Annotated in this window: 23 protein-coding genes; 14 read left to right on the top strand and 9 right to left on the bottom strand. The window is 70.0% G+C overall.

Features of this window, described 5'->3' with window-relative positions:
* Positions 1-37: 37 nt before the first annotated feature.
* The gene (locus tag H504_RS0115475; RefSeq protein ID WP_026423501.1) at positions 38-538 is read right to left on the bottom strand and encodes a dephospho-CoA kinase; all 501 of its coding nucleotides are present in this window, start codon (positions 536-538) and stop codon (positions 38-40) included.
* A gap of 309 nt (positions 539-847) precedes the next feature.
* Here H504_RS0115475 and H504_RS38720 point away from each other — a divergent pair, with 309 nt between their 5' ends.
* The 3 genes from H504_RS38720 (at position 848) to H504_RS0115490 (ending at position 3,418) form a co-directional block, all read left to right on the top strand.
* Entirely contained in the window at positions 848-1,306 is a 459-nt protein-coding gene (locus tag H504_RS38720) for an ATP-binding protein (RefSeq protein WP_157440440.1), read from the top strand.
* Between the two features lie 38 nt (positions 1,307-1,344).
* Positions 1,345-2,166, top strand: coding sequence for an oxidoreductase (locus tag H504_RS0115485; RefSeq protein ID WP_035304490.1), 822 nt, complete (start codon positions 1,345-1,347; stop codon positions 2,164-2,166).
* Positions 2,167-2,269: 103 nt separating this feature from the next.
* Complete coding sequence (locus tag H504_RS0115490; protein ID WP_026423503.1) at positions 2,270-3,418, top strand: class I SAM-dependent methyltransferase; 1,149 nt, start codon at positions 2,270-2,272, stop codon at positions 3,416-3,418.
* A gap of 74 nt (positions 3,419-3,492) precedes the next feature.
* On the opposite strand, the gene H504_RS0115495 is transcribed toward H504_RS0115490, so the two are convergent.
* The 4 genes from H504_RS0115495 to H504_RS0115515 all read right to left on the bottom strand — a co-directional run bounded on the left by H504_RS0115495 (position 3,493) and on the right by H504_RS0115515 (position 10,045).
* The gene (locus H504_RS0115495; protein ID WP_157440441.1) at positions 3,493-4,026 is read right to left on the bottom strand and encodes a hypothetical protein; all 534 of its coding nucleotides are present in this window, start codon (positions 4,024-4,026) and stop codon (positions 3,493-3,495) included.
* A 44-nt stretch (positions 4,027-4,070) separates the two neighbouring features.
* Positions 4,071-4,592, bottom strand: a complete 522-nt coding sequence (locus H504_RS0115500) for a hypothetical protein (protein WP_026423505.1) — start codon at positions 4,590-4,592, stop codon at positions 4,071-4,073.
* A gap of 119 nt (positions 4,593-4,711) precedes the next feature.
* Entirely contained in the window at positions 4,712-6,514 is a 1,803-nt protein-coding gene (locus tag H504_RS0115505) for a chitinase (protein WP_425394061.1), read from the bottom strand.
* A gap of 2,457 nt (positions 6,515-8,971) precedes the next feature.
* The gene (locus tag H504_RS0115515; RefSeq protein WP_026423507.1) at positions 8,972-10,045 is read right to left on the bottom strand and encodes an alpha-hydroxy acid oxidase; all 1,074 of its coding nucleotides are present in this window, start codon (positions 10,043-10,045) and stop codon (positions 8,972-8,974) included.
* A gap of 329 nt (positions 10,046-10,374) precedes the next feature.
* Between H504_RS0115515 and H504_RS0115520 the strand changes: the two genes are divergently transcribed.
* The 9 genes from H504_RS0115520 to H504_RS0115560 are packed head-to-tail and all read left to right on the top strand — an operon-like array spanning position 10,375 to position 18,841.
* Positions 10,375-11,781, top strand: coding sequence for a class I adenylate-forming enzyme family protein (locus H504_RS0115520; protein ID WP_051385913.1), 1,407 nt, complete (start codon positions 10,375-10,377; stop codon positions 11,779-11,781).
* Positions 11,782-11,831: 50 nt separating this feature from the next.
* The gene (locus H504_RS0115525; RefSeq protein WP_026423509.1) at positions 11,832-12,101 is read left to right on the top strand and encodes an acyl carrier protein; all 270 of its coding nucleotides are present in this window, start codon (positions 11,832-11,834) and stop codon (positions 12,099-12,101) included.
* 1 nt (position 12,102) lies between these two features.
* Positions 12,103-12,351, top strand: coding sequence for a hypothetical protein (locus H504_RS0115530; RefSeq protein ID WP_026423510.1), 249 nt, complete (start codon positions 12,103-12,105; stop codon positions 12,349-12,351).
* Entirely contained in the window at positions 12,344-13,390 is a 1,047-nt protein-coding gene (locus H504_RS0115535) for a beta-ketoacyl synthase N-terminal-like domain-containing protein (RefSeq protein ID WP_026423511.1), read from the top strand. The genes H504_RS0115530 and H504_RS0115535 overlap by 8 nt, the downstream gene beginning before the upstream one ends.
* Positions 13,387-14,010 carry a hypothetical protein gene (locus tag H504_RS0115540; protein ID WP_211239328.1) on the top strand — a complete coding sequence of 208 codons (624 nt, stop codon included), beginning with the start codon at positions 13,387-13,389 and terminating at the stop codon, positions 14,008-14,010. The genes H504_RS0115535 and H504_RS0115540 overlap by 4 nt, the downstream gene beginning before the upstream one ends.
* On the top strand, positions 14,007-15,620 hold the full coding sequence (locus H504_RS0115545; RefSeq protein WP_026423513.1) for a class I adenylate-forming enzyme family protein: 1,614 nt from the start codon (positions 14,007-14,009) through the stop codon (positions 15,618-15,620). The genes H504_RS0115540 and H504_RS0115545 overlap by 4 nt, the downstream gene beginning before the upstream one ends.
* On the top strand, positions 15,617-16,888 hold the full coding sequence (locus H504_RS0115550) for a beta-ketoacyl-[acyl-carrier-protein] synthase family protein (RefSeq protein ID WP_026423514.1): 1,272 nt from the start codon (positions 15,617-15,619) through the stop codon (positions 16,886-16,888). Before H504_RS0115545 ends, H504_RS0115550 begins: the two co-directional genes overlap by 4 nt.
* 31 nt (positions 16,889-16,919) lie before the next feature.
* Complete coding sequence (gene hppD, locus H504_RS0115555) at positions 16,920-17,933, top strand: 4-hydroxyphenylpyruvate dioxygenase (protein WP_026423515.1); 1,014 nt, start codon at positions 16,920-16,922, stop codon at positions 17,931-17,933.
* Positions 17,930-18,841, top strand: coding sequence for a phytanoyl-CoA dioxygenase family protein (locus H504_RS0115560; protein ID WP_026423516.1), 912 nt, complete (start codon positions 17,930-17,932; stop codon positions 18,839-18,841). The genes hppD and H504_RS0115560 overlap by 4 nt, the downstream gene beginning before the upstream one ends.
* Positions 18,842-18,995: 154 nt before the next feature.
* Here the strand turns inward: H504_RS0115560 and H504_RS0115565 are convergent, their stop codons facing one another.
* The 4 genes from H504_RS0115565 to H504_RS0115580 are packed head-to-tail and all read right to left on the bottom strand — an operon-like array spanning position 18,996 to position 22,160.
* A complete protein-coding gene (locus H504_RS0115565) occupies positions 18,996-19,760 on the bottom strand; it encodes an ABC transporter permease (RefSeq protein ID WP_026423517.1) in 765 nt (254 codons plus the stop codon).
* Between the two features lie 11 nt (positions 19,761-19,771).
* Positions 19,772-20,725 carry a daunorubicin resistance protein DrrA family ABC transporter ATP-binding protein gene (locus H504_RS0115570; RefSeq protein ID WP_026423518.1) on the bottom strand — a complete coding sequence of 318 codons (954 nt, stop codon included), beginning with the start codon at positions 20,723-20,725 and terminating at the stop codon, positions 19,772-19,774.
* Entirely contained in the window at positions 20,722-21,900 is a 1,179-nt protein-coding gene (locus H504_RS0115575; RefSeq protein WP_026423519.1) for a glycosyltransferase, read from the bottom strand. The genes H504_RS0115570 and H504_RS0115575 overlap by 4 nt, the downstream gene beginning before the upstream one ends.
* Positions 21,897-22,160 carry an acyl carrier protein gene (locus tag H504_RS0115580; protein ID WP_026423520.1) on the bottom strand — a complete coding sequence of 88 codons (264 nt, stop codon included), beginning with the start codon at positions 22,158-22,160 and terminating at the stop codon, positions 21,897-21,899. Before H504_RS0115580 ends, H504_RS0115575 begins: the two co-directional genes overlap by 4 nt.
* Before the next feature lie 171 nt (positions 22,161-22,331).
* Here H504_RS0115580 and H504_RS0115585 point away from each other — a divergent pair, with 171 nt between their 5' ends.
* Entirely contained in the window at positions 22,332-23,699 is a 1,368-nt protein-coding gene (locus H504_RS0115585) for a condensation domain-containing protein (protein WP_026423521.1), read from the top strand.
* Positions 23,696-24,628 carry a ketoacyl-ACP synthase III family protein gene (locus tag H504_RS0115590; protein WP_026423522.1) on the top strand — a complete coding sequence of 311 codons (933 nt, stop codon included), beginning with the start codon at positions 23,696-23,698 and terminating at the stop codon, positions 24,626-24,628. Before H504_RS0115585 ends, H504_RS0115590 begins: the two co-directional genes overlap by 4 nt.
* The last annotated feature ends 18 nt before the right edge of the window (positions 24,629-24,646 follow it).

The following is a 24,646-nucleotide window of genomic DNA, read 5'->3' on the forward strand; positions in this document are numbered from 1 at the left end:
ACCGCACACCCACATGTTGTGGGCGTGTCGCTGGGGTTCAGCCGCCCACGATCGTGTCGACCACGGCGGCGAGGTCCCGGTCGGCGTCCACCTCGATGGCGCCGAGGGCCAGCACCTCGTCCTGGTAGCGCGGGCGCCACCGGCGGATCCACTCGCGCTGGCCGGGGCGGCGGCCGAAGTCGTGCAGCCGGTCCTGGTCGTCCACTCTGGACAGCATGGTGGCCTCGCTGATCGCGAGCAGGTAGACCCGCTCGAACCGTGTCCAGGCGCGGGCGATGTTGTCGGCCGCCCCGCAGACGTACATGGTGTCGGCCGACGCGATCAGGTCGTCGAGCCAGGTGAGGTCCCAGGACCAGGTGTGCTGGTCGAACCAGGTCGCGGAGGCGTCGTCGGGCATCCACACCGGACTGCCGGACCGGTCGAGCCACCGCGCGATCACGTTGTCCGCATCGATGGCGGTATAACCGCGCTCCGACAGTTCTGCCGCGACGGTGCTCTTGCCGGAGCCGGAACAGCCGGTTATCAATGCCGCGCCCATGTCAGGATTGTTCCTGGTTCGCGCGATGGGCGACAACCGCGACGTCCTCGTCGTAGCCCGTAGAGGGACGACGGCGTCGTTGTGGAGTGTGGTCAGTTGTGGTCCATACCACAGCCGTACCGGGTGCCGCGACTCCAGCACAATCCGGACATCTGTGCGCGACGTCTCCGGCGAACACACCGGTCGATCGGCCGTGCCCCCTTCCCCTGGTGACCAGTTGCACCTCATCATGAACCTGCGGTAACAACGATATTGCCGAGGGCGACTCGTTGGGTGACGAGTTCGTGGCGTGACGAGGGGGTTGTGACGGTGTCGATCGCACCGGACGCCGGTGGCGCGGGGGCACCCGCCAAGGTCCTGGCCACCGCGTCGACCGAGGGCGACCAGCTCACGGTGACCATGCCACCCCGGCTCTACCACCTGGTGACCCTGCGCAACCACCTCCGGGCGTGGTTGGCGGACCTCGGTGTGGCCATCGAAACCGCGCGGGACATCGTTATGGCCACTGACGAAGCTGTGACCAACGCCGTCGAACACCGGTTCCGACCCGACCGGGCCACCGGCGAGGTGACCCTCATGGTCGAGGCCCGACCAGGTGCGATCGTGGTCACTGTCGCCGACACCGGCCCGTGGCAGTTACCGGCGCAGGGACACATACCCGACGGCGGATTCAACCTGCCGCTCTTGCGCGTGCTCGCCGACGAGGTGCACCTGCGCCACCACGACGGCAGGAGTGTCCTCGTCGCACACTTCCCACACAGGGGTTGATCACGCGCGCATTTGCCCGACCGGGCATAGTGGGCGGTATGGCAGCGACGTTGGGACAGGTCAAGCGGATCGGGTACGGGGCCATGCAGTTGGCCGGACCGGGCGTCTTCGGGCCGCCCGCCGACCCCGACGGCGCGATCGCGGTGCTGCGCCGCGCGGTCGAACTCGGCGTCGACCACATCGACACGTCCGACTACTACGGCCCGTACGTGGTCAACGAGTTGATCGCGCGGGCCCTGCGGCCTTACCCCGAGGGCCTGGTCATCGTCACGAAGATCGGTGCCCGCCGCGACGACAAGGGCAACTGGCTGCCCGCGCTCGCCCCCGACGAACTGCGGTCCGCGGTGCACGACAACCTCACCCGGCTCGGTGTAGACCGGCTCGACGCGGTCAACCTGCGGGTGATGGACGAGTCGCCGCTGGAGGAGCACTTCGCGGTGCTCGCCGCGATGCGCGAAGAGGGCCTGATCGCGGAGCTCGGGGTCAGCAACGTGACCTCCGAGCAGTTGGCCAAGGCCCGCGAGATCGCCCCGGTCGCCTGCGTGCAGAACCAGTACAACATCACCGAGCGCGGCGACGACGCCCTCGTCGACGAGACCGCCCGGCTCGGCATCGCCTACGTCCCGTTCTTCCCGCTGGGCGGGTTCCAGCCGCTGCAGGCCGAGGTGCTGCACACCGTCGCCGCCCGGCACGACGCCACCGACCGGCAGATCGCGCTCGCCTGGCTGCTGGCCCGTTCGCCCAACATCCTGCTCATCCCCGGCACCAAGTCGGTCGGGCACCTCGAACAGAACCTCGCCGTCGGTGACATCACGCTCACCGAGGAGGACTTGGCCGACCTGAACGCCATCGCCGGTTAAACCGGACGACCCTTGAACGCAACGTGGGGAGGGTCTCCCACCGGCTGGAAAGCGGGCTGCGTCGGCATAGTGGCCCGCCGTTGAGCGCTGCTAGTCTGGCCCCGTGACGGTGCAGAAAGCCGATTGGGGCGCGTTCGCGCGGCGGTACCGGGCCTTCTTCCGCAAGCGGCCCGAGGTGCCTTTCCGGATTGAGCCGCCCACCGGGGACGGTCGCACGCTGGGCTCCGGCGAACCGGTGTTCACCCTCGTCGCGCACGACGAGGCGGCCATCTCGGCGCTGAACTCGCTCGACCAGGTGCAGATCGGACTCGCCTACCTGGACGGCAGCCTCGACATCGACGGCGACATCTTCGCCGCCCTGTCGATGCGCAAGTTCTTCAGCGACATCCACCCCGTGTCGTACGTGAACCGGTTCCTGCCCGCGATTGTGCGCGGTAAGACCGAACACGACCGCCGGTCCATCACCGCGCACTACGACCGCGACCCCGAGTTCTTCCTGTCCTTCCTGGACGATCGGCACCGCTGCTACACGCAGGGCTCGTTCAAGTCCGACGACGAGCCGATCGAAGACGCGATGACCCGCAAGATGGACATGGCCATCGAGCAGCTCGGCGTCAAGCCCGGCGACCGGGTGCTGGAGATCGGCGGCGGCTGGGGCGCGTTCGTCGAGCACGCCGGGCGCAAGGGCATCGAGGTCACCACGCTGACCCTGTCCGAGCCGTCCGAGCTGTTCCTCAAGGACCTCATCGCGCGCGAGAACCTGCCGTGCCAGGTGTTGCGGCAGCACTTCTACCAGTTCAAGGGCGCCAAATACGACGCGATCGTCAACATGGGCGTCACCGAGCACCTGCCCGACTACAAGACGTCGCTGCGCAAGTACGCGGAGCTGCTCAAGCCGGGCGGCCGGGTCTACCTGGACGCGTTGGCGATGCGGCACAAGCACCGCATGTCCACCTTCATGAGCAGGTACGTCTACCCCGGTGTGTCGACGCCGCTGCTGCTGCACGACTACCTGCACCAGGTGGCGCGGTCGCCGTTCTCCCTCACCTCGGTGGACGACGAGCGGCACAACTACTACCTCACCTGCAAGATCTGGGCGGAGAAGCTCGACCGCAACCGCGAGCACGTCGTGTCCAACTGGGGCGAGGCGCTGTACCGGCACTTCCGGCTGTTCCTCTGGGGCTCGGCGTCCGGTTTCGACAGCGGCCTGGTGCAGGCGTACCGCTGGGCGCTGGAGCTGCCCGCTCGCTGAGCCAACCCCGCCGTCCGGCCTCTGTGGACCGATTGTCCGCTATCTCTATCCACAGTGGACGCTTGGCGCCTTGGCTAGGTAACCCAGAACACGACCGCCACGACCGGCACTGAGGCAACCGCCAAGGCGAACACACCGAAGTAACCCGCACCCAGGCATCGGAAGCCGAGACCGAACGTCCACTTGGCACCGGTCGCTGCGGCGAACCCGAGGGAACCCGCGAACGCCAGCACGCCGACCGAGAGACCTACCATCACCTCGATGCCGAGGATCCGGTGCCACGGCCTTGGCGTGTACACGTTGTCCCGCACTTGGCGCACGGCGAGCGTGGTGTTGTCGCCGTACACCTCGTCGGCCGGGATCAGTTCGACGACGGCACCCGACGACGCGGCCGAGTTGTCCGGGTCGAACCGGCCGGTGCAGGAGATGGTGCCGCCGCCGTCCGGCAGTTCCTCCTGCACGCACCGGTTCACCTGGAACGTCCCCGGTTCACCGCGGTAGCCCGCCTCCTCCTGGATGTGGAACCACAGCGGCACCGCCACCCAGACCACAATGCCCACCAGAGCCGACGCGACCACCGCCTGGACAACCCGGAGCAGCGGCTTCACCACGAGTCCTCCTCGGATGCGACGACCTCACCCAGATGCCACCATCACGGGATGATGGCCAGGACCACGGCCATGACCAGTGCGCCGACCAGCACCAACCCGGTCGCGCAGAGGTTCGCCACCAGCAACCACCGGCAGCCGAGGCCGAACGTCCAGTCGTCGTCGGTCACCGCGGCGTAGCCCAGCGAGGCCGCGAACCCCAGCAGCGCCGCCCCGACAACGATCACCAAGCCCAACAGGAGGATCACGAACCACGTCTTCGGCACGAACACCTGGTCACCCACTCGGCGCACCGTGAGCCGGGTGTTGTCGGCAAAGGCTTCGTCCGCCGGGTCGAGCCGCACCGCGGCGGTGGACGTCACCACACCTTCGGGGAAGAACACGCCGGTGCACGAGTGTGTGGTGCCGTCCGGGGTCTCATCGTCCAGGCAGCGGTTCACCTGGAACGAACCGAGATCACCCCGGTAGCCGGACCTGGTCATGGCGCCGGTCCACATCAGGGTCGCCAACCACACCGTGGCACCCACCAGCACCACCGCCGCCACCGCCTGGACAACCCTGAGCACAGACCCTCCCGGTGCGCCGCGACCCGCGCCAGGGTAGCCGCAACAACTGGGCGAACGGGCCCGAACAGGGGAAAAGCCCCACCCCGGGCACGTGGGGTGGGGCTGATCCGGGTAAGTGGTTACGGCAACGAGGTGAGGAACGGCCGGTGCGAGTTCTGGAACTCCCAGTTGTAGTACCGGTCCCAGTTGATCGACCAGGTCATCAGCCCGCGGATCCCCGGCTGGGTGCCGCCGCGCAGGGTGTAGCCGCCGCAGCCCTGGTTGCGGGCCAGGCAGTTGACCGCGGCCTGCACGTTGGCGGGCGAGGTGTAGCCGTTGCCCGCGCTGACCGCGGCCGGGAGACCGATCGCGATCTGGTCGTCGCGCAGGCCGGGGAAGGTGAACCCGGTGTTGGCCACCGGGAACCCGGCCTTGAGCATGTCGGTCATCGCGATGTGGAAGTCCGCGCCGCCCATGGTGTGGTACTGGCCGTCCAGACCGGTGACCGGCCCGGAGTTGTAGTCCTGCACGTGCAGCACGGTCAGCGCGTCGCGCAGCGCGTGGATCACCGGGAGGAAGGCGCCGGTGCGGTTGTCGCCCGCGCTGGTACCGCCGTAGAACTGGTAGCCGACCTGGACGAAGAACGTCTCCGGCGCCATGGTGAGCACGAACTTGGCGCCGTACTTGGCCTTCAGCGACTTCAGCGCGGAGATCAGGTTCACGATCACCGGGGTGGTCGGGTTGCGGAAGTCCTTGTCACCGGAGTTGAGGTACAGCGAGTGGCCCTCGAAGTCGACGTCGAGGCCGTCGAGGCCCCACTTGTCGATGATCGCCGACACGGAGCTGACGAACTTGTCCCGCGCCGCGGTCGTGGTCAGTTGCACCTCGCCGTTCTGGCCGCCGATCGAGATCAGCACCTTCTTGCCCTTGGCCTGCTTGGCCTTGATGGCGGCGATGAAGTCCGCGTCGCTCTCCACCGACGGGCACTCGGTGACCGAGCAGCGGTTGAACCGGACGTCACCGGAGGTCACCGACGTCGGCTCGGCGAACGCCAGGTCGATGATGTCCCAACTGTCCGGCACGTCGGACATCTTGATGTAGCCGGACCCGTTGGCGAAGCTCGTGTGCAGGTAGCCGATCAGCGCGTGCTTGGGCAGGCCGATGTCCGGGCAGCCGGTGGTGGTGCCGGTGACCTCGGACGAACGCGCCGACTCGCCGGTCGTGTTGTACGCGGTCACCGCGAACGTGTGCGTCGAGCAGGAGTCCAGGCCGCTGATCGTGGTCGACGTGCCGGTGACCGTCGCCTTCAGCGTGGTGCCCTCGTACACCTTGTAGCCGGTGACGGTCCCGGTCGCCGCCGCCCAGGACAGCGCGATGGAGTTCGCGTTGACCGCGCCGACCGCCGGGTTCGCCGGGGTGCTCGGCGCGTTGCCGCCCGGGTTGCCGCCACCGCCGCCGGGACCGTCGAGCACGAGGTCGTCGACCTGGAACGTGCCCGCGCCGTACCAGCCGTGCACGTACAACTCGACACTGGTCTGCGTCGCGCCGGTGGTGAAGGCCAGCGACAGTTGCGAGTAGTCGGACGCGGCGGTCCAGGTGGAGCCGCCGCCGGTGATGCCGAGGTAGACCGGGTTGCCCCGCACCCAGGCGGACACCTTGTAGGCGGTGTTGGGCAGCACGGACACGGTCTGCGCGCACTGGCCGGTCTTCGCGCCGTTCGCGGTGGAGGCGAGCGCGTACGACCCGGAGTGCACCGGGGTGGACACGACCGCCGCCGAGTCGCACGTCCACCCGGCGGTGGACCCGCTCTCGAAGCCCGGATTGGTCAACAGGTTGGCCGCCGCCGCGGGACCGGCGACGAGCACCCCCGCGACGACCGAGCAGGCGGCGGCCATCGCGGCCACCACCCCCCAACCACCACGGCGGCGAAGGACGAGTGTCATGTCGACAACCTCCATGTCACGGTGCGCAGGGGGACACCGCTCGGATATTGTCTAGACCAATTATCCGATGTTGTCCAGACCTCTCCCCGTCCTACGACCAGCCGTTCCGGGACCCGCCCTGCTGATCACCCGCCCACTCCTTCGTGGGAGGCCCCTGGATCCCGAACCCGTTTCCGACCTTGGCACCCGCCCGCCGATCCACACGTCGCCCCCGCCACTCGCGCCGCCGATCCCCACTCCTGTCTTGACGCCTGCCCGCAGGTGCCCGTCCCGTCCACACCTTGACCCTGGCGCTCGCGCCGCCGGCTCCCTCCGATGCCCGCCCGCCGATCCCCGTCGTCTCTGGCCTTTGGCGTCCACCCTGTTGATCCGCGCCTCGGCTCCAGACTCGTGCCGTTGGTCTCCACCCTCGCCCGAATGCCTGCTCTGTCGATCTGGTTCGGGGTCTTTGACGTTCACCCGTCGATCCGCACCTTGGCTTTGACGCTCGCGTCGTTGGTTTCCATGCTTGCCCGGATGCCTGCTCTGTCGATCTGGTTCGGGTCTTGACGCTCACCCGTCGATCTGCATCTTGGCTCCAGCGCTCGTGCCGTTGGTCCCCACCCTCGCCCGGATACCTGCCCCGCCGATCCGGTTCTGGCTTTGACACAATGCCACCAACTTAACGTTTTCCCTGGTCGCGACCTGTGTCGAGTCCAGATTGCCCACTGCTCAACTGTCCAAATAGGACAATGCTGGCGGCGCTGGACCAGAAGGCGCTGGTCGCGTCGGCACATCCCGTCACCCACCCTGTGGCGGCAGCCTTGCCGTCGACACTGGCAAACATGCTCTGACCTGCAAAAACAGTCGTTGAGTCAGTGGCATTGGGCCTTGACGCCCACCCGTTGATCCGCACCTCGGCTTTGGCGCTCGCGCCGTCGGTCCCGCTCCCGCCCGGATGCTCGCGCCGCTGGTCCGGTTCTGGCCTTGGCGTCCACTTCGTTGATCCGCACCTTGGTCCTGGTGCCCGCGCCCGGATGGCCGCCCCGTCGATCCCAAGCCGGTTCGGGTGTTGACGCTCACCCGCCGAGCTACGCCTCGGATCTTCGCGTCGTTGATCCCCGCTCCCACCCAGATGGCCGCCCACAGATCCCCAAATCAGCTCTAACCTTGACGCCTACGCCGCTGATCCGAGCCTTGGCCTTGGTGCTCGTGCCGCCGGTCCCTGCTCGCACCCGGATGCCCGCCGATCCCCATCGGGCTCTGGTCTTGGCGTCCGCCCCGTTGATCCGCGCCTCCGCTCTGGTGCTTGCGCCTTGGTCCCCGCTCTCGCCTGCATGGGCGCCCCGTAGATACCCAAACCGGCACTGGTCTTGGGTCTACACCCTGTCGTGTCGATCCGCGCCTCGGCCCTGGCTCGCGCCGTCGATCCCTGCTCTCGCCCGCGTGCCCGCCCCGTAGATCTCCCTGGTGCTCGCGCCGTCGATCCCTGCTCCTGCGTAGGGGCTCGCCCGACAGTTCCCCGACCCAGCCCTGGCCTCGGCAGCCGTCCGTCGATCCATGTTCGTCCTGGCGCCTGCCCCGCAGTTCCCACGCCCAGCCTCGGCGCCCGCACTGCCGCCCCCCAGCCGTCCACCGCCGCTTTCCCGCCTGCCACCGCCCACCCGAACTGGCCCCTGCGAACGCCCTCCGGCCAACATCCGCCACGCCCGCCCGTCAGCCCGCCCACCACCCCCTCACCTGCTGATCCTTCCCTTGCCCTCGCCGAACTTCACCCCATCCAGCGACACAAGTTATCCACAGGAGACCCCCTCCGCTCCATCGTCCAAGATCTTTTGACGGACCCCGCCAGTAGACTGGCATCGAGGGCTGCCCCCGGGAGGGTGGGGGGCGCCCGTAGGGCGGTGGGGGTGGTGGTGTCAAGAGGGTGGGGTGGGGTTCGTTGGATCGTGTGGTGGGGGTGGGGTGGGGAAGTGTGTGGGGGTGGGGGAGTTGGGTGGGGTGGGTGATGTGGACGGACATTGTGGACTGATGGTGGTGAGGGGTGGAGTGTCCGGGGTGGAGTAGGGGGAATGGGCCGTTTGGGGGATGGGGGCGAGTGGGGCGGTGGGTGGGCTGAAGTCCTTTAAGGACAAGGGAATGTGTCCATTCGGCCTAGTGCGGGGTTAGCGCCCTTGGCGTATCGACGGGTTGAGTTGGGCGGACTTATGCTCCTGCGAAATCGCTGATGGATGGGTGGGGAGGGGGGTGGGTTGGGATGCGTAACGTTCGTGAGGCGTGAGCCCGGTGGGGTGAGTGAAGGTCAGGATGCCGGTGGGTGAGCTGCCGGGGGTGGGCGCGGCTGTCGAGCCTGGGTGGCCGCGCCCACTGCGGCGTGGGAAGGGGAGTGGCGGGGGCGACCGGGGGTGAAGCGGTGCCTGGCGGGGTTCGTGGCGTACGCGTGTGACGGCATCGGCGTCGCCACCTGGGGGCTGGAAGCTAGCCGAGGGCGGTTCGGTCCAGGGTGGCCAGGGTGGGGTGGCCGGTGAGGATCAGGGCTTCCTCGAGTTCTTCCCGCAGCAGCCGCAGGATGTGTTCGGCGCCGGGGGTGCCTGAGTGGGCCAGGCCCCAGAGGACGGGGCGGCCCACCAGGACGGCGGAGGCGCCCAGGGCGATGGCTTTGAGCACGTCACGGCCGCTGCGGATGCCGCCGTCGACGAGGACTGGGAGGCGGCCCGCGACCGCGTCGACGACCTCGGCGAGGGTGTCGGCGGTGGGGGGGACGCCGTCGAGTTGGCGGCCGCCGTGGTTGGAGACGACGATGGCGTCGGTGCCGTGGTCGATGGCCTGGATGGCGTCGGTGCCGGTGAGGATTCCCTTCAGCACCAGGGGGAGCCGGGTTCGGGCACGCAGCCAGGCGAGGTCTGACCAGGTGATCGTCGGGTCGAAGCGTTCGCGGGAGTGCCGTTCGATCGCGGACACGCCCACCTCGGCGACGTGGGCGGCGGCCATCAGTTCCGAGCTGAGGTTCACGGCGCGCACGTCGGGGGGCAGGGTGAAGCCGCTGCGCAGGTCGCGGGACCGGCGGGCGACCCTGGGGGCGTCCACGGTCAGCACCAAGGCGCGGTACCCGGCCTGTTCGGCGCGGGTGACCAGGTCGAGCAGCGCGTCCCGGTCGCGCAGCCAGTACAGTTGCATCCACAGTGGACCGGTCGCGGCGGCGGCGATCTCGGCCAGGTCGGTGCTGGCGAAGATGCTGGACACGAACAGGGCGCCCGCGGCACCGGCGGCGCGGACCGTGGCCAACTCGCCCTCCGGGTGCACCAACCTGTGGTATGCCATCGGTGCGACGCCGATCGGCGCGGCCAGCGCAGAGCCGAGCAGTTCGGCGCGGGTGTCGCAGGCCGAGGCGTCGACCAGGACGCGGGGGCGCAGTCGGATCCGGTCCCAGGCGGCGGCGTTGGCGCGTAGTGTCCACTCCGCGCCGGAGCCGCCGTTGAGGTAGCCCAGCACGTCGGGTGCCAGGGTTGTCTCCGCGTTGGCCGCGTAGTCCGCGACGTCTACTGGTTTCACCGTTGTCCGCCTTCACCGGTTTGGGCCGTTCGGGGCACTGGGCCGCGATATCGTGGCATCCGTTCACCGCATTTTCCACGGTTTCGGTTGTGTCGTCACCGAACGCGGTTTAGTTGACTTCTTTCGTGCGCGGCGAGTAGTCGTACGCACGGCCGGTTGCCCTGTGCGCACAGTGAGAACGCCTGGTAGTGGCCTTGCCTTAGCCGCCTCCGTTACGCCTTTCGGGCGACCTTGACTCTCGTTGAGCCGGTATGCGATTGTTTGGCGGGTCAGGGCGGGTAATGAACTCCCGATACGGCATTCGGCCTAGACAAAATGTGAAGGAACCAATGGCGGACGCAGATCTTCCGCTGGCAAATCGGCCTGCGGCAAACCCGGAATGGGTGGACCAGGTGCTGCTGGCAGGCGACGGTGCGGCCGGGTGCCTGCGCATGGATCGGCCGATCGACCGGGACGCGTTGCGCCGATCGGTGGCCGGGGCGGAGAGCCGGTTGCGCGCGGCCGGGCTCGTCGCGGGTGGGACTGTCGCATTGCGACTGCCGCCGTCGCTGACCTTCATCGCCTTCCTGTTGGCCGCGTGGCGGATCGGTGCCCAGGTCAGCCTGCTCGACCACCGGCTCACCCAGCACGAGGTGGACGGCGCGCTGGACCGGATCGCCGCGCAGTACCTGGTCGAGGCCGCGGAGGTCAAGGGGCACAAGCTGTGCGGGTACGCCGAGGTGGTGGCCGCGGTGTCCGCCAGGGAGGGTGGCCGCCCGGCCGACACGGCGCACGCGTTGGTGCAGTTCAGTTCCGGCTCGACCGGTGCGTCGAAGGTGATCGCTCGGACGTCCGATGACCTGATTGCCGAACTGGACCGTTACGACCGGCTGCCCGATTTCCCCCGCGCGGGGGAAAGGGTCGTCCTGCTCGCGTCCATCGTGCACGTGCTCGGCTTGGTCGGCGGCCTGCTCAACGCGTTGCACACCGGCGCCGAGCTCGTCTTCCCGCGCAGGCTCACCGCCGACGGCATCCTCACCGCGGTCGCCGAGGCCGATTCGCCCGCGACGATCATCGGGGTTCCGTTCCACGCCGAACTGCTCGCCTCGGCCACCGATCCGCGCCCGCTTCCCCAACTGCGCCGGATGATCGTGGCCGGTGAGCTGGTCCGACCCGCCGTCCCGGTGCGGTTCCGGGAGCGCTTCGGCGTCCCGCTGGGCACCATGTACGGGATGACCGAGGTCGGCGTGATCGCCACCGACCTCAACGGGGTGCTCTGGCCGTCGGTCGACCCCGCGCACGGGATGGACCTGCGCATCCGCGGCGGTGAGCTGTGGATCGCCCGGCCGGGGTCGCCGTACCTGGGCGAACAGGACCCGGGTCGGTTCGTCGACGGCTGGTTGTGCACCAAGGACGCCGCCGCGCTCGACCCGGGCACCGGGCTGTTGACCGTGTTGGGGCGGCTGGACTCGCAGGTGTCGATCGGCGGTCTGAAGGTCGACCTGACCGAGGTGGAGCAGGCGATCGCGGGCCTGGACTCGGTGCGCGAGGCCGTGGTGCTGCACGACGGGGGAGTGCAGGCGTACCTGAGCCTGGCCGACGGCGCGTCACTGGAGCAGGTTCGCGCCGCGATCACCGAGACGTTGGCGCCGTTCAAGCGGCCGCGCCGGTTGGTCGTGCTGCCCGCGTTGCCCAGGACCGCCACCGGGAAGGTCGTCCGGGCCGCCGCCGTGCTCGCCGCCGCCGAGAACGGCTGACGCCCGCGGCTTTGTTGCAGTGCAGGGAACGAGGACAGGGAGACAGGGCGATGAAGGACCAGCTTCGCGAGTTCGTGCTCGACACGCTGCGCGAGATGAACTACGACGTCAGCGAGGTCACCGGGGACACCGACCTCGGCCCGGCGGGCCTCGACCTGGAGTCGCTGGCGCTGGCCGACCTCGCCGTGCAGATCGAGGACAAGTACCAGATCAAGTTCGGCGACGACGACATGGAGTCGCTGGCCCTGATGAACCTGGACGAGTTCGTCGACGCGCTGGCCGAGCGGCTGTCGACCACGTCCGGCGCCGACGCGTCCTGAGATGGCCGCACCCGTCCCACCCGACCGCGCCGACGTGCTGGCGATGCTGTCCGGCTTCGGCGACCGCAGCACCGGCGAGGTCGGCGAGAACCTGGACTCCCTGGAGCTGACCTGGCTGATCGCCCAGGTCGAGCAGCGCTACGGGGTCGAACTGGACCTGACCGACGAGGTGTTCGCGGGCATGGGCACGGTGACCGGCGCGGTAGACACCCTGGCGAAGGCGCTCGTCGAGGCCGAGCGCCATGACTGAGTCCGCCAGACCCGTCTACCTCTCCGGCGTCGCCGCGCGAACCGCTTTCGGCGACCACGCCGGACTGGTCGCCGGGGCCTTCGCCGGGGAACCGGCGTTCGCGCCGGTCACCCGGTTCAGCACGGTGGGCCGCCGCACCGAACACGCGGCGACCCTGCCCGGCTCACCCGACCTTGTCGATGAGTTGGTTGGCGTCATCGAGCGCGCGTGTCCGGGGCCGCGCGCGTCAGTGCCGCTGCTGCTCGCCGCGCACGCTGACGCCGGGAGCCGGGCACTGGCAAGGGAAGTGTCCGCACGGACCGGGGTCGCGGGCGTGTCGCGGGTCTACACCGGCGCGTGCGTGGCGGCGACCTCCGCGGTGGCCGACGCGGCGACGATGATCTCGACCGGTCGGGCCGACCGGGTCCTGGTCGCCGCCGGGTACCTGGTCGAGCCGTCGACCTTCGCGCTGTTCGACGCCGGGAGGGCGCTCTCGCGCGACGGTCGGCTGCGGCCGTTCAGCCTGGGCAGACAGGGGATGCTGCTCGGCGACGGTGTGGCGGCGGTGTTGTTGGAGGCACACAGCACGACACCGTTGGCGCGACTGGCCGGGTGGTCGCGGTCGGGAGACGCCTACCACGTGTGCAAGCCCAAGCCGGACGGCACCGGCCTGGCCCGAGCCATCACGGGTGCCGCTGATCGGGCCGGAGTGTCCATATCAGACATCGACTACGTCAACGCGAACGGCACGGGAACAACGTTCAACGACGAGGCCGAGGTCGCCGCGCTGACGCTCGTCGGACTGGACCGGACGCCGGTCAGTTCGACGAAATCGGTGCACGGCCACGCTTTGGAGGCGTCCGGGCTGGTCGAGCTGGTGACCACCGTCCTCGCCTCGGGCGAGGGTGTGCTGCCGGTCAACGCCAACTACCTCGGTGCGGACCCGACGTGCGCGCTGGACCTGGTGGTCGAACCGCGGCGAGCGCGCATGGGGTACGCGCTCACCGTGAACGCGGCCTTCGGTGGCGCGAACACCGCCCTGCTACTGGAGGCGGCATGAGCGCGCCATCCCTGGACAGCGGAAAAGCCTTGACCAGCAAGGTAATCCCGACGATCGAGGGTGTGACCACAGTCGACGCGGCCGCACACCTGACACCTGCCGACGCTGTCGGAAACGTGCTAGCCTCGGCGCGGTGGCCGGAGTCCAGTGTGGACGCTGCTGGTGGTGACACCGTGGCTCCGGTTGCCGGGTTCGTCGTCTCATTGTTCAACCCGCTGGTGGCCGAGGTCGCCGAGCGGTGCCTGCGGGCCTACTACGGGCAACCCCCGGCGGCCCGCGGCGAGCGGACGGCGATCGTGCTCGCCAGCGTCAACGGTGACGTGACCAGTGCCGACGTGGTCGCCGCCGCGGTGGCCGCCGGTGTGCGGGTGCAGCCGTTGCTGTTCTTCCAGTCCAACCCGAACGCGGTACTGGGGCACGTGGCCGCGCGCTGGGGCCTGGCCGGGCCGGTGGTCTGCACCAGTCCGACCGGGGACCCGACGGCCGACGCGGCGGCGTGCGCGGAGTTGCTGTTCGCCGCGGGCGATGCCGACGCGGCCCTGCTGATAACCGCGGACATCGCGGGTGATACCGGTGACCGGGCGGAGGCCGTCCTGGTCGGAGCGAGGGAGAGGTCATGACCGCCACGAGCACCCGGGCCAAGCTGGCGCGTGACCCGGATCTGGGCGCGGGCAACGTGTTGACCACGTTGGTCGCGGCGAACGGCGACCTGGACCGCCGAACCTTCACCTTCGACCGCCCGGTCGACGACATCCCGGCCTGGACCGCGCTCACCGTCCGCCAGTTGGACGATCGCGTCCGGGCCAGGGCCGCCGCGTTGCACGCGCTGGGCATCGGCACGCGTGACCCGGTCGCGATCACCGCTACCAGCGTGGCCGACAACATCCTCACCTTCCTCGCGCTGGCCCGCCTCGGCGCGATCCCGGCGCTGATCAACGCCAAGCTCGCCCCGGAGATCACCGTCCGCTACGTCGAGCGGCTGCGACCGGTCGGTGTCCTCGCCGACGCGACCCGCCGCGAAGCCCTCGCGCCGCACGGCCTGAACCTGTTGCCCCCCATCGAGTCGCTCGGCGCGGGCGATCCGGCGCAGGCGCCCGAGCCCTACCGGTTCCACCAGGACGACCCGGTCGCGATCACCCATTCGTCCGGCACGACCGGCGTGCCCAAGGCGGTGCTGCACTCGCACTCCAGCCTGTTCGCCGCCAACCGGCACCGGCTGCGGATGCCCAAGGCGCAGGGCACCGACCGGCTGCTGTCCGCGCTCCCCGCCCCGCACGCCGCCACCCTCATCGCGCTCAACCTGGCGCTGGCCAGTGAGAGCGAGCTGCTGGCGCTCTCCACGCAGACCGGTCCGTCGGTGGTGGACGCGATCGAGCAGTGGCGTCCCGGCGGTGTGCTCGGTTTCGCGGCGACCTGGTCGGAGATGGCCAAGACCGATCTGCGCGGCCGCGACCTCGACTCGGTCGCGCTGTGGTGGAACACCGGTGACTGCGCGCACGAGGCGCACATCCGCAGGCTCATCTCCCTCGGCTACCGCGAGGTGTCCACAAAGGAGGGACGGGTCCGCAAGCCGGGGTCGGCGTTCATCGACGGGCTGGGCTCCAGCGAGATGGGCCACTCGCACTTCTTCATCACGCACACCACCGAGACCAACCGCTATGGGCGCTGCATCGGCCGCCCGCACGCCTTCGCCGAACCCGTCGTGCTCGGCCCGGACGGCAACGAGTTGCCCTACGGCGAAGTAGGCGAGTTGGGTACGAAGTCGCCCACGCTGTCCCTGGGCTACTGGAACGACTCGGTGACCACCTACCGCACCCGCGTGCGCGGCTACTTCCTCACCGGCGACCTCGTCTACCGCGACGAGGAGGGCTACTTCTACCACGTCGACCGGCTCGTGGACTCCGTCGATCTCGGCGACGGCAAGCGGTTGCACACGGCGCTGTCCGAGGAGCGCGTCCTCAACGCGTGCCCCGATGTCGCCGATTGCACTGTGGTCGCCGTGCGCACGGACGACGGTGTTGTCACCGACGTCCTGGTGCAGCTCGACGCGGCCGGTGATCCCGACGCCGATCGCACCGAGGCCATACGAACAGCTCTGGGACCGGATGTGGCGGCCACGCTCCGCGAGGTCGTCGTGGTCGACGAGGACCGGATTCCGCTGGGCCCCACCGGGAAGGTCCGCAAGGTCGCGCTGCGCGAGCAGTACCTGCAGAACCTGGGTGCGAGATGAGACCCGCGGCGGCCATCACCGGCATCGGGCTGGTCACCCCGGTGGGCCGCAAGCCCGCCGAGGTGTTCGACGCCTTGTGCGCCGGGCGGTCCGGGGTGATCACCCCGCCGCCGGGTCACCCGCTGGCCGGGCTGCTGGACGCGGCGGGCATCGCCCCGGACATCGACCCGACCGAGGTGATGGACATCAAGTCCGCCAAGGCCGTCGACCGGTTCGTGTTGCAGGCCATGGCCGCGGCCGACGACGCCATCGCCGACGCCCGCATCACGATCGGCACCGACGTCGATCCCGAGCGGGTCGCGGTGGTCGTCTCGACCGGTGGCGCGGGCCTGGAGACCTACGAGCACTTCGCCGCGCAGCGCTGGGAACGTGGCCGCGCGAAGGTGAGCCCGTACCTGTTGCCCGGGATGCTGGCCAACATGGCCGCCGCCCGGATCGCGATCAAGTACGGCATCCGCGGCCACAGCGCGTGCATCGCCACCGCCTGCGCGGCGGGCGCCCAGTCGATCGCCGAGGCGCTGCGGCTCATCCGCGGCGGCGAGGCGGACGTGGTGGTGTGCGGCGGGAGCGACACCGCGTTGCACCCGACGGTGGCGTCCGCGTTCGCCAACGCCTGGGCGCTCGCCCGGGGTTGGGGCGATGACCCGACGGCCGCGAGCAGGCCGTTCGACAAGCGCCGCAACGGTTTCGTGCTCGGCGAGGGCGCGGGCATCCTGATCGTGGAGCGGTCTGACTTCGCCGACGCGCGGGGCGCCGCGAGCTACGCCGGTCTGCTCGGCTGGGCGGTCAGCACCGACGCCCACCACCCGACCACCCCCCGACCGGACGGCGCGGGCGCCGCGTCGGCGATGCGCCGGGCGGTGGCGGACGCGGACCTCACACCGTCCGATGTGGACTACATCAACGCGCACGGTACGTCCACCCCACTCGGCGACGCCGCGGAGGCCGCCGCCGTGCGCTCGGTGTTCGGCGACGCGAGCCCGCCGGTGAGCTCGATCAAGGCGCTCACCGGGCACATGCTCGGTGGTTCCGGCGCGGTCGAGGCCGCCGTGACCGCGTTGTCGGTGGCGGGCGGTGTGCTGGCCCCCACGCACAACCTCGACGACCCGGACCCGGAATGCGCGCTCGACCACGTGCGCGCCGCGCCCCGCCGTGGTCCGGTCCGCGCCGCCCTGTCGAACTCGTTCGCCTTCGGCGGCCACAACGTCAGCCTGCTGATCGGTCAGCCAGGCACCCGTCTGACCCGCACCACCACACCAGCGGTCTGAACCAAGTCCACCGCCACCCGAAGGTCCAACCATGCATGTGCAAGCCATAGACCATGTCGAGTTCTACGTCGGCGACGCCGACGAGGTCGCCGCCAAGCTGCGCGCCGAGTACGGGTTCCGGCTGCACGGGTGGTTGCGCCGACCGGACCAGCACTCGGTCCTGCTCCGCCAGGGCGCGATCCGGGTGCTGCTGACTTCCGCGCGCGAGGACGACCACCCGGCCGCCGCCTACGTCGCCGAGCACGGTGACGGCCTGGCCACGGTCGCGTTGTCCACCGACGACCCCGAAGCGGCCTACGCCGAGGCGGTGGCACGCGGCGCGGACGCGCACGGCGAGCGGATCACCGGCTTCGGCGACGTCAGCCACGTGTTCGTCCGACCGGACACGCTGCTCGACGCGGTGGAGCTCGCGCCGGACGAGCAGGAGTCCACTCTGGACCTGCTGGAGGCCATCGACCACGTGGCGGTCTGCGTCGCGCCGGGCGAGCTGGACCCGACGGTGGAGTACTACGAGAAGGTCCTCGGCTTCAAGCAGATCTTCGAGGAGCACATCGAGGTCGGCGGCCAGGCGATGAACTCCAAGGTGGTGCAGAGCGTGTCCAAGGAGGTCACACTGACCATCCTGGAGCCGGACACCACCGCCGAGCCCGGCCAGATCGACGACTTCCTGGCCGCCCACCACGGACCCGGTGTGCAGCACCTGGCGTTCCGCACCGACGACATCGCGCTCGCCGTGCGCACCCTCGGCGAGCGCGGGGTCGGCTTCCTGAGCACCCCGGGCGGCTACTACGACGCGCTCGCCGAGCGCTTCGAGCACGTGGCCGTCCCGGTGGAGCAGTTGCGGGAGCTCAACATCCTGGTCGACCAGGACAACGAGGGCGAGCTGTTCCAGATCTTCACCCAGACCACCCACCCCCGCCGCACCCTGTTCTTCGAGGTGATCGAACGCCTCGGCGCGTTGACCTTCGGCAGCGCCAACATCAAGGCGCTCTACCAGGCCGTGGAACGCGACCGGCGCGACCCGGCACAAGGAGCCACCCAGTGACCGCCGAACTCACCGACCAGTTCGCCCTGACCGAGGCCGAGCGGGCGCTGCTGCCCACCGACGACGAGGTCGCCCAGTACGCGGCGCACGGGTGGTACCTGTCCCGCAAGCTGTTCACCGACAGCGAGATCGACGCCCTGGTCGAGGCCACCGAGCGGTTCTACGCCGGGCACACCGACCGCAGGCTGCCGCTGCGGCCGCCGAACCTGGCCTACTGGACCCCCGAGAAGGGCGATGTCCAGCGGCACAACGACTACATCCACTACGAGAGCGACGAGGTCGCCGCGATCCTGCGCAAACCGCTGCTCGGCGCGGTCGCCGCCCGACTGGCCCAGGCCGACGAGATCCGGGTCTGGCAGAGCACCCTGATCTTCAAGCCGCCGCGCCCGGAGGAGGCGTCCAACCAGGTCCCCTGGCACATGGACCGGCACTACTGGCAGACCTGCGCCTCCGAGCGGATGCTGACCGCGTTCATCCCGTTCCACGACTGCGACGAGCGGATGGGCACCATCACCATGGTCGACGGCAGCCACGCCTGGACCGAGGTCCCCGGCGACGACTCGACCCGGCACTTCGCCCAGCGCGACCGGGCCGAGCTGGAGGAGCTGCTGGCGGCCAACGCCGCGCACAACGGCGCCGAGGTGCGCAAGGTCCCGATGATCATCCCCAAGGGCCACGTCAGCTTCCACCACTGCCGCACCTACCACGGCAGCGGCGCGAACCTGGCCGACGTGCCGCGCCGGGCCGTCTCGCTGCACCTGCAGGACGGCGACAACCGGTTCCGCCCGTTCCTCAAGCCGGACGGCACGCCGGTTTTCTACAACCACGACGTGCTGGTCCGCCGAACCGAGGACGGCCTGCCCGACTACGCCGACCAGAACTACTGCCCGACCCTGTGGCGGAAGTGAAGACGGAGGTCAGTAAATAACCTGTTCTGGATAGACGGAAACAGCCCGGTTTGCCGAACCGGGCTGTTTCCGCTGCCTTAAGCGGGTGCGGTTTCGGCATAAAGAAACGGGCCTCGGGAGAACATTCTCCCGAGGCCCGTGAATTCTCGCCCCGTCAGCGCACCTGGCGGGCGAACATCCGGGTGGCCCAGGTGACCGTGAGCGCGGCCAGCGCGACCACGATCAGCATGCCGAGCCAGACCGACGTGTCGCCGGGGTTGCCGGTGAACAGCGCCCGGGTGCCGTTGGTGGTCCAGTAGATCGGGTTCCACTCGGCGATGGTGACCAGCCAGCCCGGGGCCAGCGTCAGCGGCAGCAGCACCCCGCTGAGCAGCGACAACGGCTGCGAGACGCTGTTGATCAGCGGGCCGAGCGCGGCCGGGGACGGGATCAGCATCGCCATCGCGTAGGACAGCGCGCAGGCCATCAGGGCCATCAGGGCCAGCATCACGTACGCCAGCAGCACCCAGCCGATCTCCACCGTCAGCCCGAACGGCAGCGCGACGATGGTGATCACCACCGCCTGCCCCATCAGGGTGGTGACCTCGGAGAACGCCCGGCCCAGGATCAGCGCGGTGCGGCTCACCGGGGTCACCCTGGACCGCTCGATCACCCCCGAGCGCAGCTCGCCGAGCAGTTGGAACCCGGCGAAGAAGCCGCTGAGCAGCACCAACACCACCAGCAGGCCCGGCACGTAGATCCGGTAGGCGTCGGCGTAGGTCCGCGCGCCCGCGGAGGCCAGCGCGTTCTTCAGCAGCGGGGCGAACAGCAGCAGGTACGCGATCGGCTGCAAGAACCCGATCACCAGGCGGGCGGGTGTGCGCCACACCAGCAGCAGTTGGCGGGTGTAGACCAGCCACGTGTCGCGGAGGAACTTCATCGGGGGATCTCCTACTTGTCCCGGAGCGAGCGGCCGGTCTTGATCAGGAACACGTCGTCGAGGCTGGGCCGGTGCAGTTCGACCGTGTCGAAGTGGATGTCGCCGCCGTCGAGCGCCCGCATGATCTGCGGCATCGCGGTGGCGCCGTCGTCGACGTAGAGGCGCAGGCCGTCGTCGCCAAGCTCCAGGTTGTGCACGTAGTCGCGGCCGGTCAGCAGCTCCGCGGCACGCGGGCCGTCCCCGTTGAGGCCGACGGTGACCACGTCACCGGCCACCCCGTGCTTGAGCTCGGTCGGGGTGCCCAGTGCCACGATCTCGCCGTGGTCGATGATCGCGATCCGGTCGCACAGCGCGTCGGCCTCCTCCAGGTAGTGCGTGGTGAGGAAGACGGTCATGCCCGCGTCGCGCAGCCTGCGCACCTCGTCCCACAGGTGCGCCCGGGACTGCGGGTCGAGGCCGGTGGTGGGCTCGTCCAGGAACAGCACCTTCGGCCGGTGGATGATGCCCATGGCGATGTCGACCCGGCGGCGCTGACCACCGGAGTACGTGCGGCACTGCCGGTCGGCGAACTCGGTGAGCTCGAACGACGCCAGCGCCTCCTCGGTCCGCTGCACCGCCTCGGTCTTGTGCATCCCGTACATCCGCGCCTGCAGCACCAACTCCTCGCGCGCGGTGACCTCGTCGGTCGTGGTGCCGCCCTGCGGGACGTAGCCGACCTTGGTGCGTACGGCGGCCGGGTCTTTGCGCAGGTCGGCGCCCGCGATGACGGCGTGGCCGTCGTCGGGTTCGAGCAGCGTGCACAGGATGCGGGCGGTGGTCGTCTTGCCCGCGCCGTTGGGGCCGAGGAAGCCGAAGATCTCCCCCTCGGCGACCGACAGGTCGACGCCGCGGACGGCCTCGACGGTTCGGGTCTTGCGCCGTTTGCCCAGCGTGAAGGACTTGCGCAGTCCCTTGACCTCGATCATGACGTGCTCCTGCTCAGGCCGGCTGCTGCCGGCAACCGGGTGGTCAGGTCCACCAGCGCCGCCGCGGCGGCGTCGGCTCCGCCCGCCTCGGCGAACGACTCGCGGACCTTGGCGGCGGCGGCCCGGTAGCCCGGGTCGCCGAGGACTTCGGTGACGGCGGCGCGCAGCAGGCCCGCGTCGGCGCGGGCGAAACCGGCCCGCACCCCCGCCCCGGCCGCGACCACGCCGTTCGCGTTGATCGGCTGGTCGTGCCGGATGGGCGCCACGACCAGCGGGACCCCGTGTGCCAGCGATTCGCACACCGTGTTGAGGCCGCCGTGCGAGACGACCAGGTCCACGTGCGGCAGCAGCGCCAGCATCGGCACCCTGGTCCGCGCGACCAGGTGCGGGGGGAGGTCGGGCAGCGTCTCCGGCGGCGCGACGAACACGCCCTGCAGCCGGTCGCCCAGCGGTGCCAACGCCGTGACCATCTCGTTGAGGAAGCGGGCGGACACGTCGTCGGCGAGCGTGCCCACGGAGACCAGCACGTGCTGTTTGCCCTGGTCGAACCAGTCGAACGGGAACTCGGGCTGGCCGTGCCTCGGCGCCAGCACCGGGCCGACCCCCAGGATGCCCACGGGTAGGGCAGGGGTGACCGCGGGTGTGGTGCAGGCGAGGACCAGGTGCGGGGAGTAGCGCAGGTCGAAGAACTCGTCGGCGGGCATCCCGGCCTTGTCCCAGAGGTGCCGCATCCGGCCGTGCAGCCAGGCGTGCACCTTCGGCAGGTCCGCCAGCGGTTCACCCAGTTCCATGGTCGACGCCGCCAGGGTCGCCCACGGCACCCCGAGGCGGTGCGCGGCTATCGCCCCCGCGGGGGAATGTTGGTCGACGACCACGACGTCCGGCCGCCACTCGGCGACGGCCTTCTCCACGGCCGGGAGGCTGAACCGGGCGAACGGCACGATGAACCGGTCCCACACCGACCGCACCGCCGCGAGCCCGTGGTCCGACTGCGGGCGGTGCAGCCGGGTACCGGTGGGGAAGATCGTCGCGGCCGGGCCGAGCAGCGGGCGCAGGTGCAACTCCGGACCGCACCAGGCGACCTGGTCGCCGCGCCCGACCAGCGCCGCGGCCAGGCCGATGGTGGGGTTGACGTGCCCGGCCAACGGCGGCACCACGAACAGGAACCGGCTCATGCCCGCTGTTCCACGTAGGCGACGACCTGGCCGACGGTGAACCCGGTGATCTCGTCCAACTCCAGTCCGCGCACGTGCCCGGCCAGGTCGACCCGGTCGCCGTAGCGGGCGGTCAGGGTCGCGCCGACCCGGGTCAGGTCGATGCTGTCGAAACGCAGGTCGCCCTCCAGCGTGGCATTCGGCGTAATTTCCGGCGGACATCCGCCGCACGGCCCGACCACCTCCCGGAGTATTCCCGCGACTTCGTCGAAAAGCGCCATCGCGCGACCTCCAAACCCCGCCGGTTGCGCGCCAAGGTACCGCACCCCGGTCGGGCCGTCACGAACATTCTCGGCGGAGGGGAATGCTCGGCAACTGGAGTATTGACACTTTCACCACTCGATACCAAGAATGCCTGCGCAAGCAGCTCAATGCGGCGGGGGTAAAGCGGGATGACGAACGAGGTCCTCGTCGATTTCCACGGTCAGGGTGCCGGGGTCGGTGAGCTGACCTGGGGGCAGCGCACCGTGTGGCGGACGGTGGTCAAGACCGGCCACTCGGAGACCATGGGCGGGGTCACCCCGGTGCCACCGGGGACCACCGTGCAGCAGTCGGCCGGGGTGTTGCGCTACGTCATGGGTCGGCACCAGTCGCTGCGCACCCGGCTGGTGTTCGACGGCCAGGACGGCGGCCCGCGGCAACGGGTGTACGACAGCGGCCGGATCGGCATGGCGGTCGTCGAGGCCGGGGCGGACGACCCGGGCGAGGTCGCCGAACGGGTCCGCCGCGACTACGAGGACGCCGACTTCGACTACGAGCACGAGTGGCCGGTCCGGATGGCGGTGATCACCAAGGACGGCACGCCGACCCACTCGGTCGCGGTCTACAACCACCTGGCCATCGACGCGCACGGCCTGGACGCGCTGATCGCCGACCTGTCCACGATGGACCGCACGAACTTCGGGCCGACCGTGCCACTGGACGCCACCCAGCCGCTGGCCCTCGCCGAGCAACAACGCAAGCCGAACGTGCTGCGCAACAGCGAGGCCGCCCTGCGCTACTGGGAGCGGGTGCTGCGCACCGTCTCGCCCAAGCGGGTCGAGGGGGAGTCCGACGACCACCGCTCGCCCCGGTTCGGCGACGTGGCGCTGACCTCGCCCGCCGCCGCGCTCGCCACCCGGGCCATCGCGGTCCGGCTGGGCATCGACACCTCACCGGTGCTGCTCGCCGCGTACGCCTGCGCGTTGGCGCGCACTGTCGGCAACAACCCGGTGGCCGTGCAGATCGCGGTGAACAACCGGTTCCGGCAGAGCCTGCTCGGCTCGGTGTGCACGATGGCGCAGACCTGCCCGCTGATGGTGGACGTCGCCGACATCGGGTTCGCCGAGGCCGTGCACCGCGCCCGCCAGGCGACCATGGTCACCTACAAGTACGCCTACTACGACCCGGAGAAGCGCGCGGCCATGGTCGCCGCGGTCGCCGAGGACCTGGGTGGACCGGTCGAGATGGACACCTACTTCAACGACCGCCGCCCACCCGGCCGGGCCGAGCAGTCGCTCACCGCCCCCGACCCGGCGGAGATCACCGCCGCCCGCGGCCGCACCGGGCACGAGTGGGTCCGGTGGACCGACGTGGACCAGCCCTTGCTGTACATGGACATCGACGAGGCGATGGACGGGACGGAGGCGCTCGTGTTCACCCTGACCGGCGACACGCACCGGGTCGCCCCGGCGGCGCTGCTCGGGTTGCTCCAGGAGGTCGAGACCGTCCTGGTCGACGCCGCGCTCGACCCGGGGGCCGGGACCGGGGTCAAGTCGTGACCGCGCTGCGCGAGGTCGCCGCCTACCTCCCGCCGGACCGGGTCCCGCTGGAGGACTTGGCCGAGCGGTTCGCCATGACCGACCGCCAGATCCGGCTGTTCCGCCGGTTCCACGGCCTGGACCGGATCTGCCTGGACAGCGCGGGCACCCTGCTCGACCTGCTGGTGGCGGCCACTGATCGGCTGGAAACCTTGCGTGGCAACGAACACCGGGTCAAGTACGTGCTCTACGCGCGCGGCATGCCGGTGGCCGTCCCGTACCCGCACAACCCGCTGCGGGAACTGTGCGTCAAGCTCGGCCTCGGCCACGCGCTGACCTTCACCGTCACCCACCAGGCGTGCGCCACCGGGTTGCTGGCGCTCGACGTCGCGGGGCGGTTGCTCGCGTCCGATCCCGACCCGGAAGCGTTGGCGCTGGTGGTGTCCGGGGAGAAGACCTTCACCCCGGACGCGATGCTGGTGCCGGAGACCGCGGTGTTCGGCGAGGGCGCCGCCGCCGCGCTGGTCGGCGCGACCGGGCCGAACGACCGGATGCTGTCGTACGCCACGAGCGTGCGCGGCGACTTCGACGGCAGGCTCATCATCGACCCGGAGCTGGCGCTGCGGTTCCAGCACGAGTACCCCGAGCTGCTGGCCGGGGTGCTGCTCACCGCCGTCGAGCAGGCCGGCATCACCCTGGACGACATCGCGCTCCTGGTGCCGCACAACGTGAACTCGGTGTCCTGGCGGCGACTCGCCAAGCGCATCGGCTACCCGGTCGAGCGGGTCGTGCTCGACAACGTGCCGGTGACCGGGCACAGCTTCGCGGCGGACCCGTTCCTCAACTACCGCACCGCCCTCGACCAGGGTCGGCTGCGGCCGGGGGACCGGTACCTGGTCGGCGCCGCCGGACTCGGCGCCACCTTCTCCGCCATGGTCTTCGAGCACTAGCCGGGCCTTCGAGGTTTG

This window comes from Actinokineospora inagensis DSM 44258, assembly GCF_000482865.1.
Classification (GTDB): domain Bacteria; phylum Actinomycetota; class Actinomycetes; order Mycobacteriales; family Pseudonocardiaceae; genus Actinokineospora; species Actinokineospora inagensis.

Excerpts from the sequence above, each read along its gene's own strand:
- hppD (WP_026423515.1), top strand. The coding sequence starts at position 16,920 with ATGCATGTGCAAGCCATAGACCATGTCGAGTTCTACGTCGGCGACGCC.
- H504_RS0115580 (WP_026423520.1), bottom strand. The coding sequence starts at position 22,160 with ATGGCGCTTTTCGACGAAGTCGCGGGAATACTCCGGGAGGTGGTCGGG.
- H504_RS0115475 (WP_026423501.1), bottom strand. The coding sequence starts at position 538 with ATGGGCGCGGCATTGATAACCGGCTGTTCCGGCTCCGGCAAGAGCACC.
- H504_RS0115525 (WP_026423509.1), top strand. The coding sequence starts at position 11,832 with ATGAAGGACCAGCTTCGCGAGTTCGTGCTCGACACGCTGCGCGAGATG.
- H504_RS0115535 (WP_026423511.1), top strand. The coding sequence starts at position 12,344 with ATGACTGAGTCCGCCAGACCCGTCTACCTCTCCGGCGTCGCCGCGCGA.
- H504_RS0115575 (WP_026423519.1), bottom strand. The coding sequence starts at position 21,900 with ATGAGCCGGTTCCTGTTCGTGGTGCCGCCGTTGGCCGGGCACGTCAAC.
- H504_RS0115545 (WP_026423513.1), top strand. The coding sequence starts at position 14,007 with ATGACCGCCACGAGCACCCGGGCCAAGCTGGCGCGTGACCCGGATCTG.
- H504_RS0115540 (WP_211239328.1), top strand. The coding sequence starts at position 13,387 with ATGAGCGCGCCATCCCTGGACAGCGGAAAAGCCTTGACCAGCAAGGTA.
- H504_RS0115530 (WP_026423510.1), top strand. The coding sequence starts at position 12,103 with ATGGCCGCACCCGTCCCACCCGACCGCGCCGACGTGCTGGCGATGCTG.
- H504_RS0115520 (WP_051385913.1), top strand. The coding sequence starts at position 10,375 with ATGGCGGACGCAGATCTTCCGCTGGCAAATCGGCCTGCGGCAAACCCG.
- H504_RS0115485 (WP_035304490.1), top strand. The coding sequence starts at position 1,345 with ATGGCAGCGACGTTGGGACAGGTCAAGCGGATCGGGTACGGGGCCATG.
- H504_RS0115505 (WP_425394061.1), bottom strand. The coding sequence starts at position 6,514 with ATGACACTCGTCCTTCGCCGCCGTGGTGGTTGGGGGGTGGTGGCCGCG.
- H504_RS0115585 (WP_026423521.1), top strand. The coding sequence starts at position 22,332 with ATGACGAACGAGGTCCTCGTCGATTTCCACGGTCAGGGTGCCGGGGTC.
- H504_RS0115565 (WP_026423517.1), bottom strand. The coding sequence starts at position 19,760 with ATGAAGTTCCTCCGCGACACGTGGCTGGTCTACACCCGCCAACTGCTG.
- H504_RS0115570 (WP_026423518.1), bottom strand. The coding sequence starts at position 20,725 with ATGATCGAGGTCAAGGGACTGCGCAAGTCCTTCACGCTGGGCAAACGG.
- H504_RS0115550 (WP_026423514.1), top strand. The coding sequence starts at position 15,617 with ATGAGACCCGCGGCGGCCATCACCGGCATCGGGCTGGTCACCCCGGTG.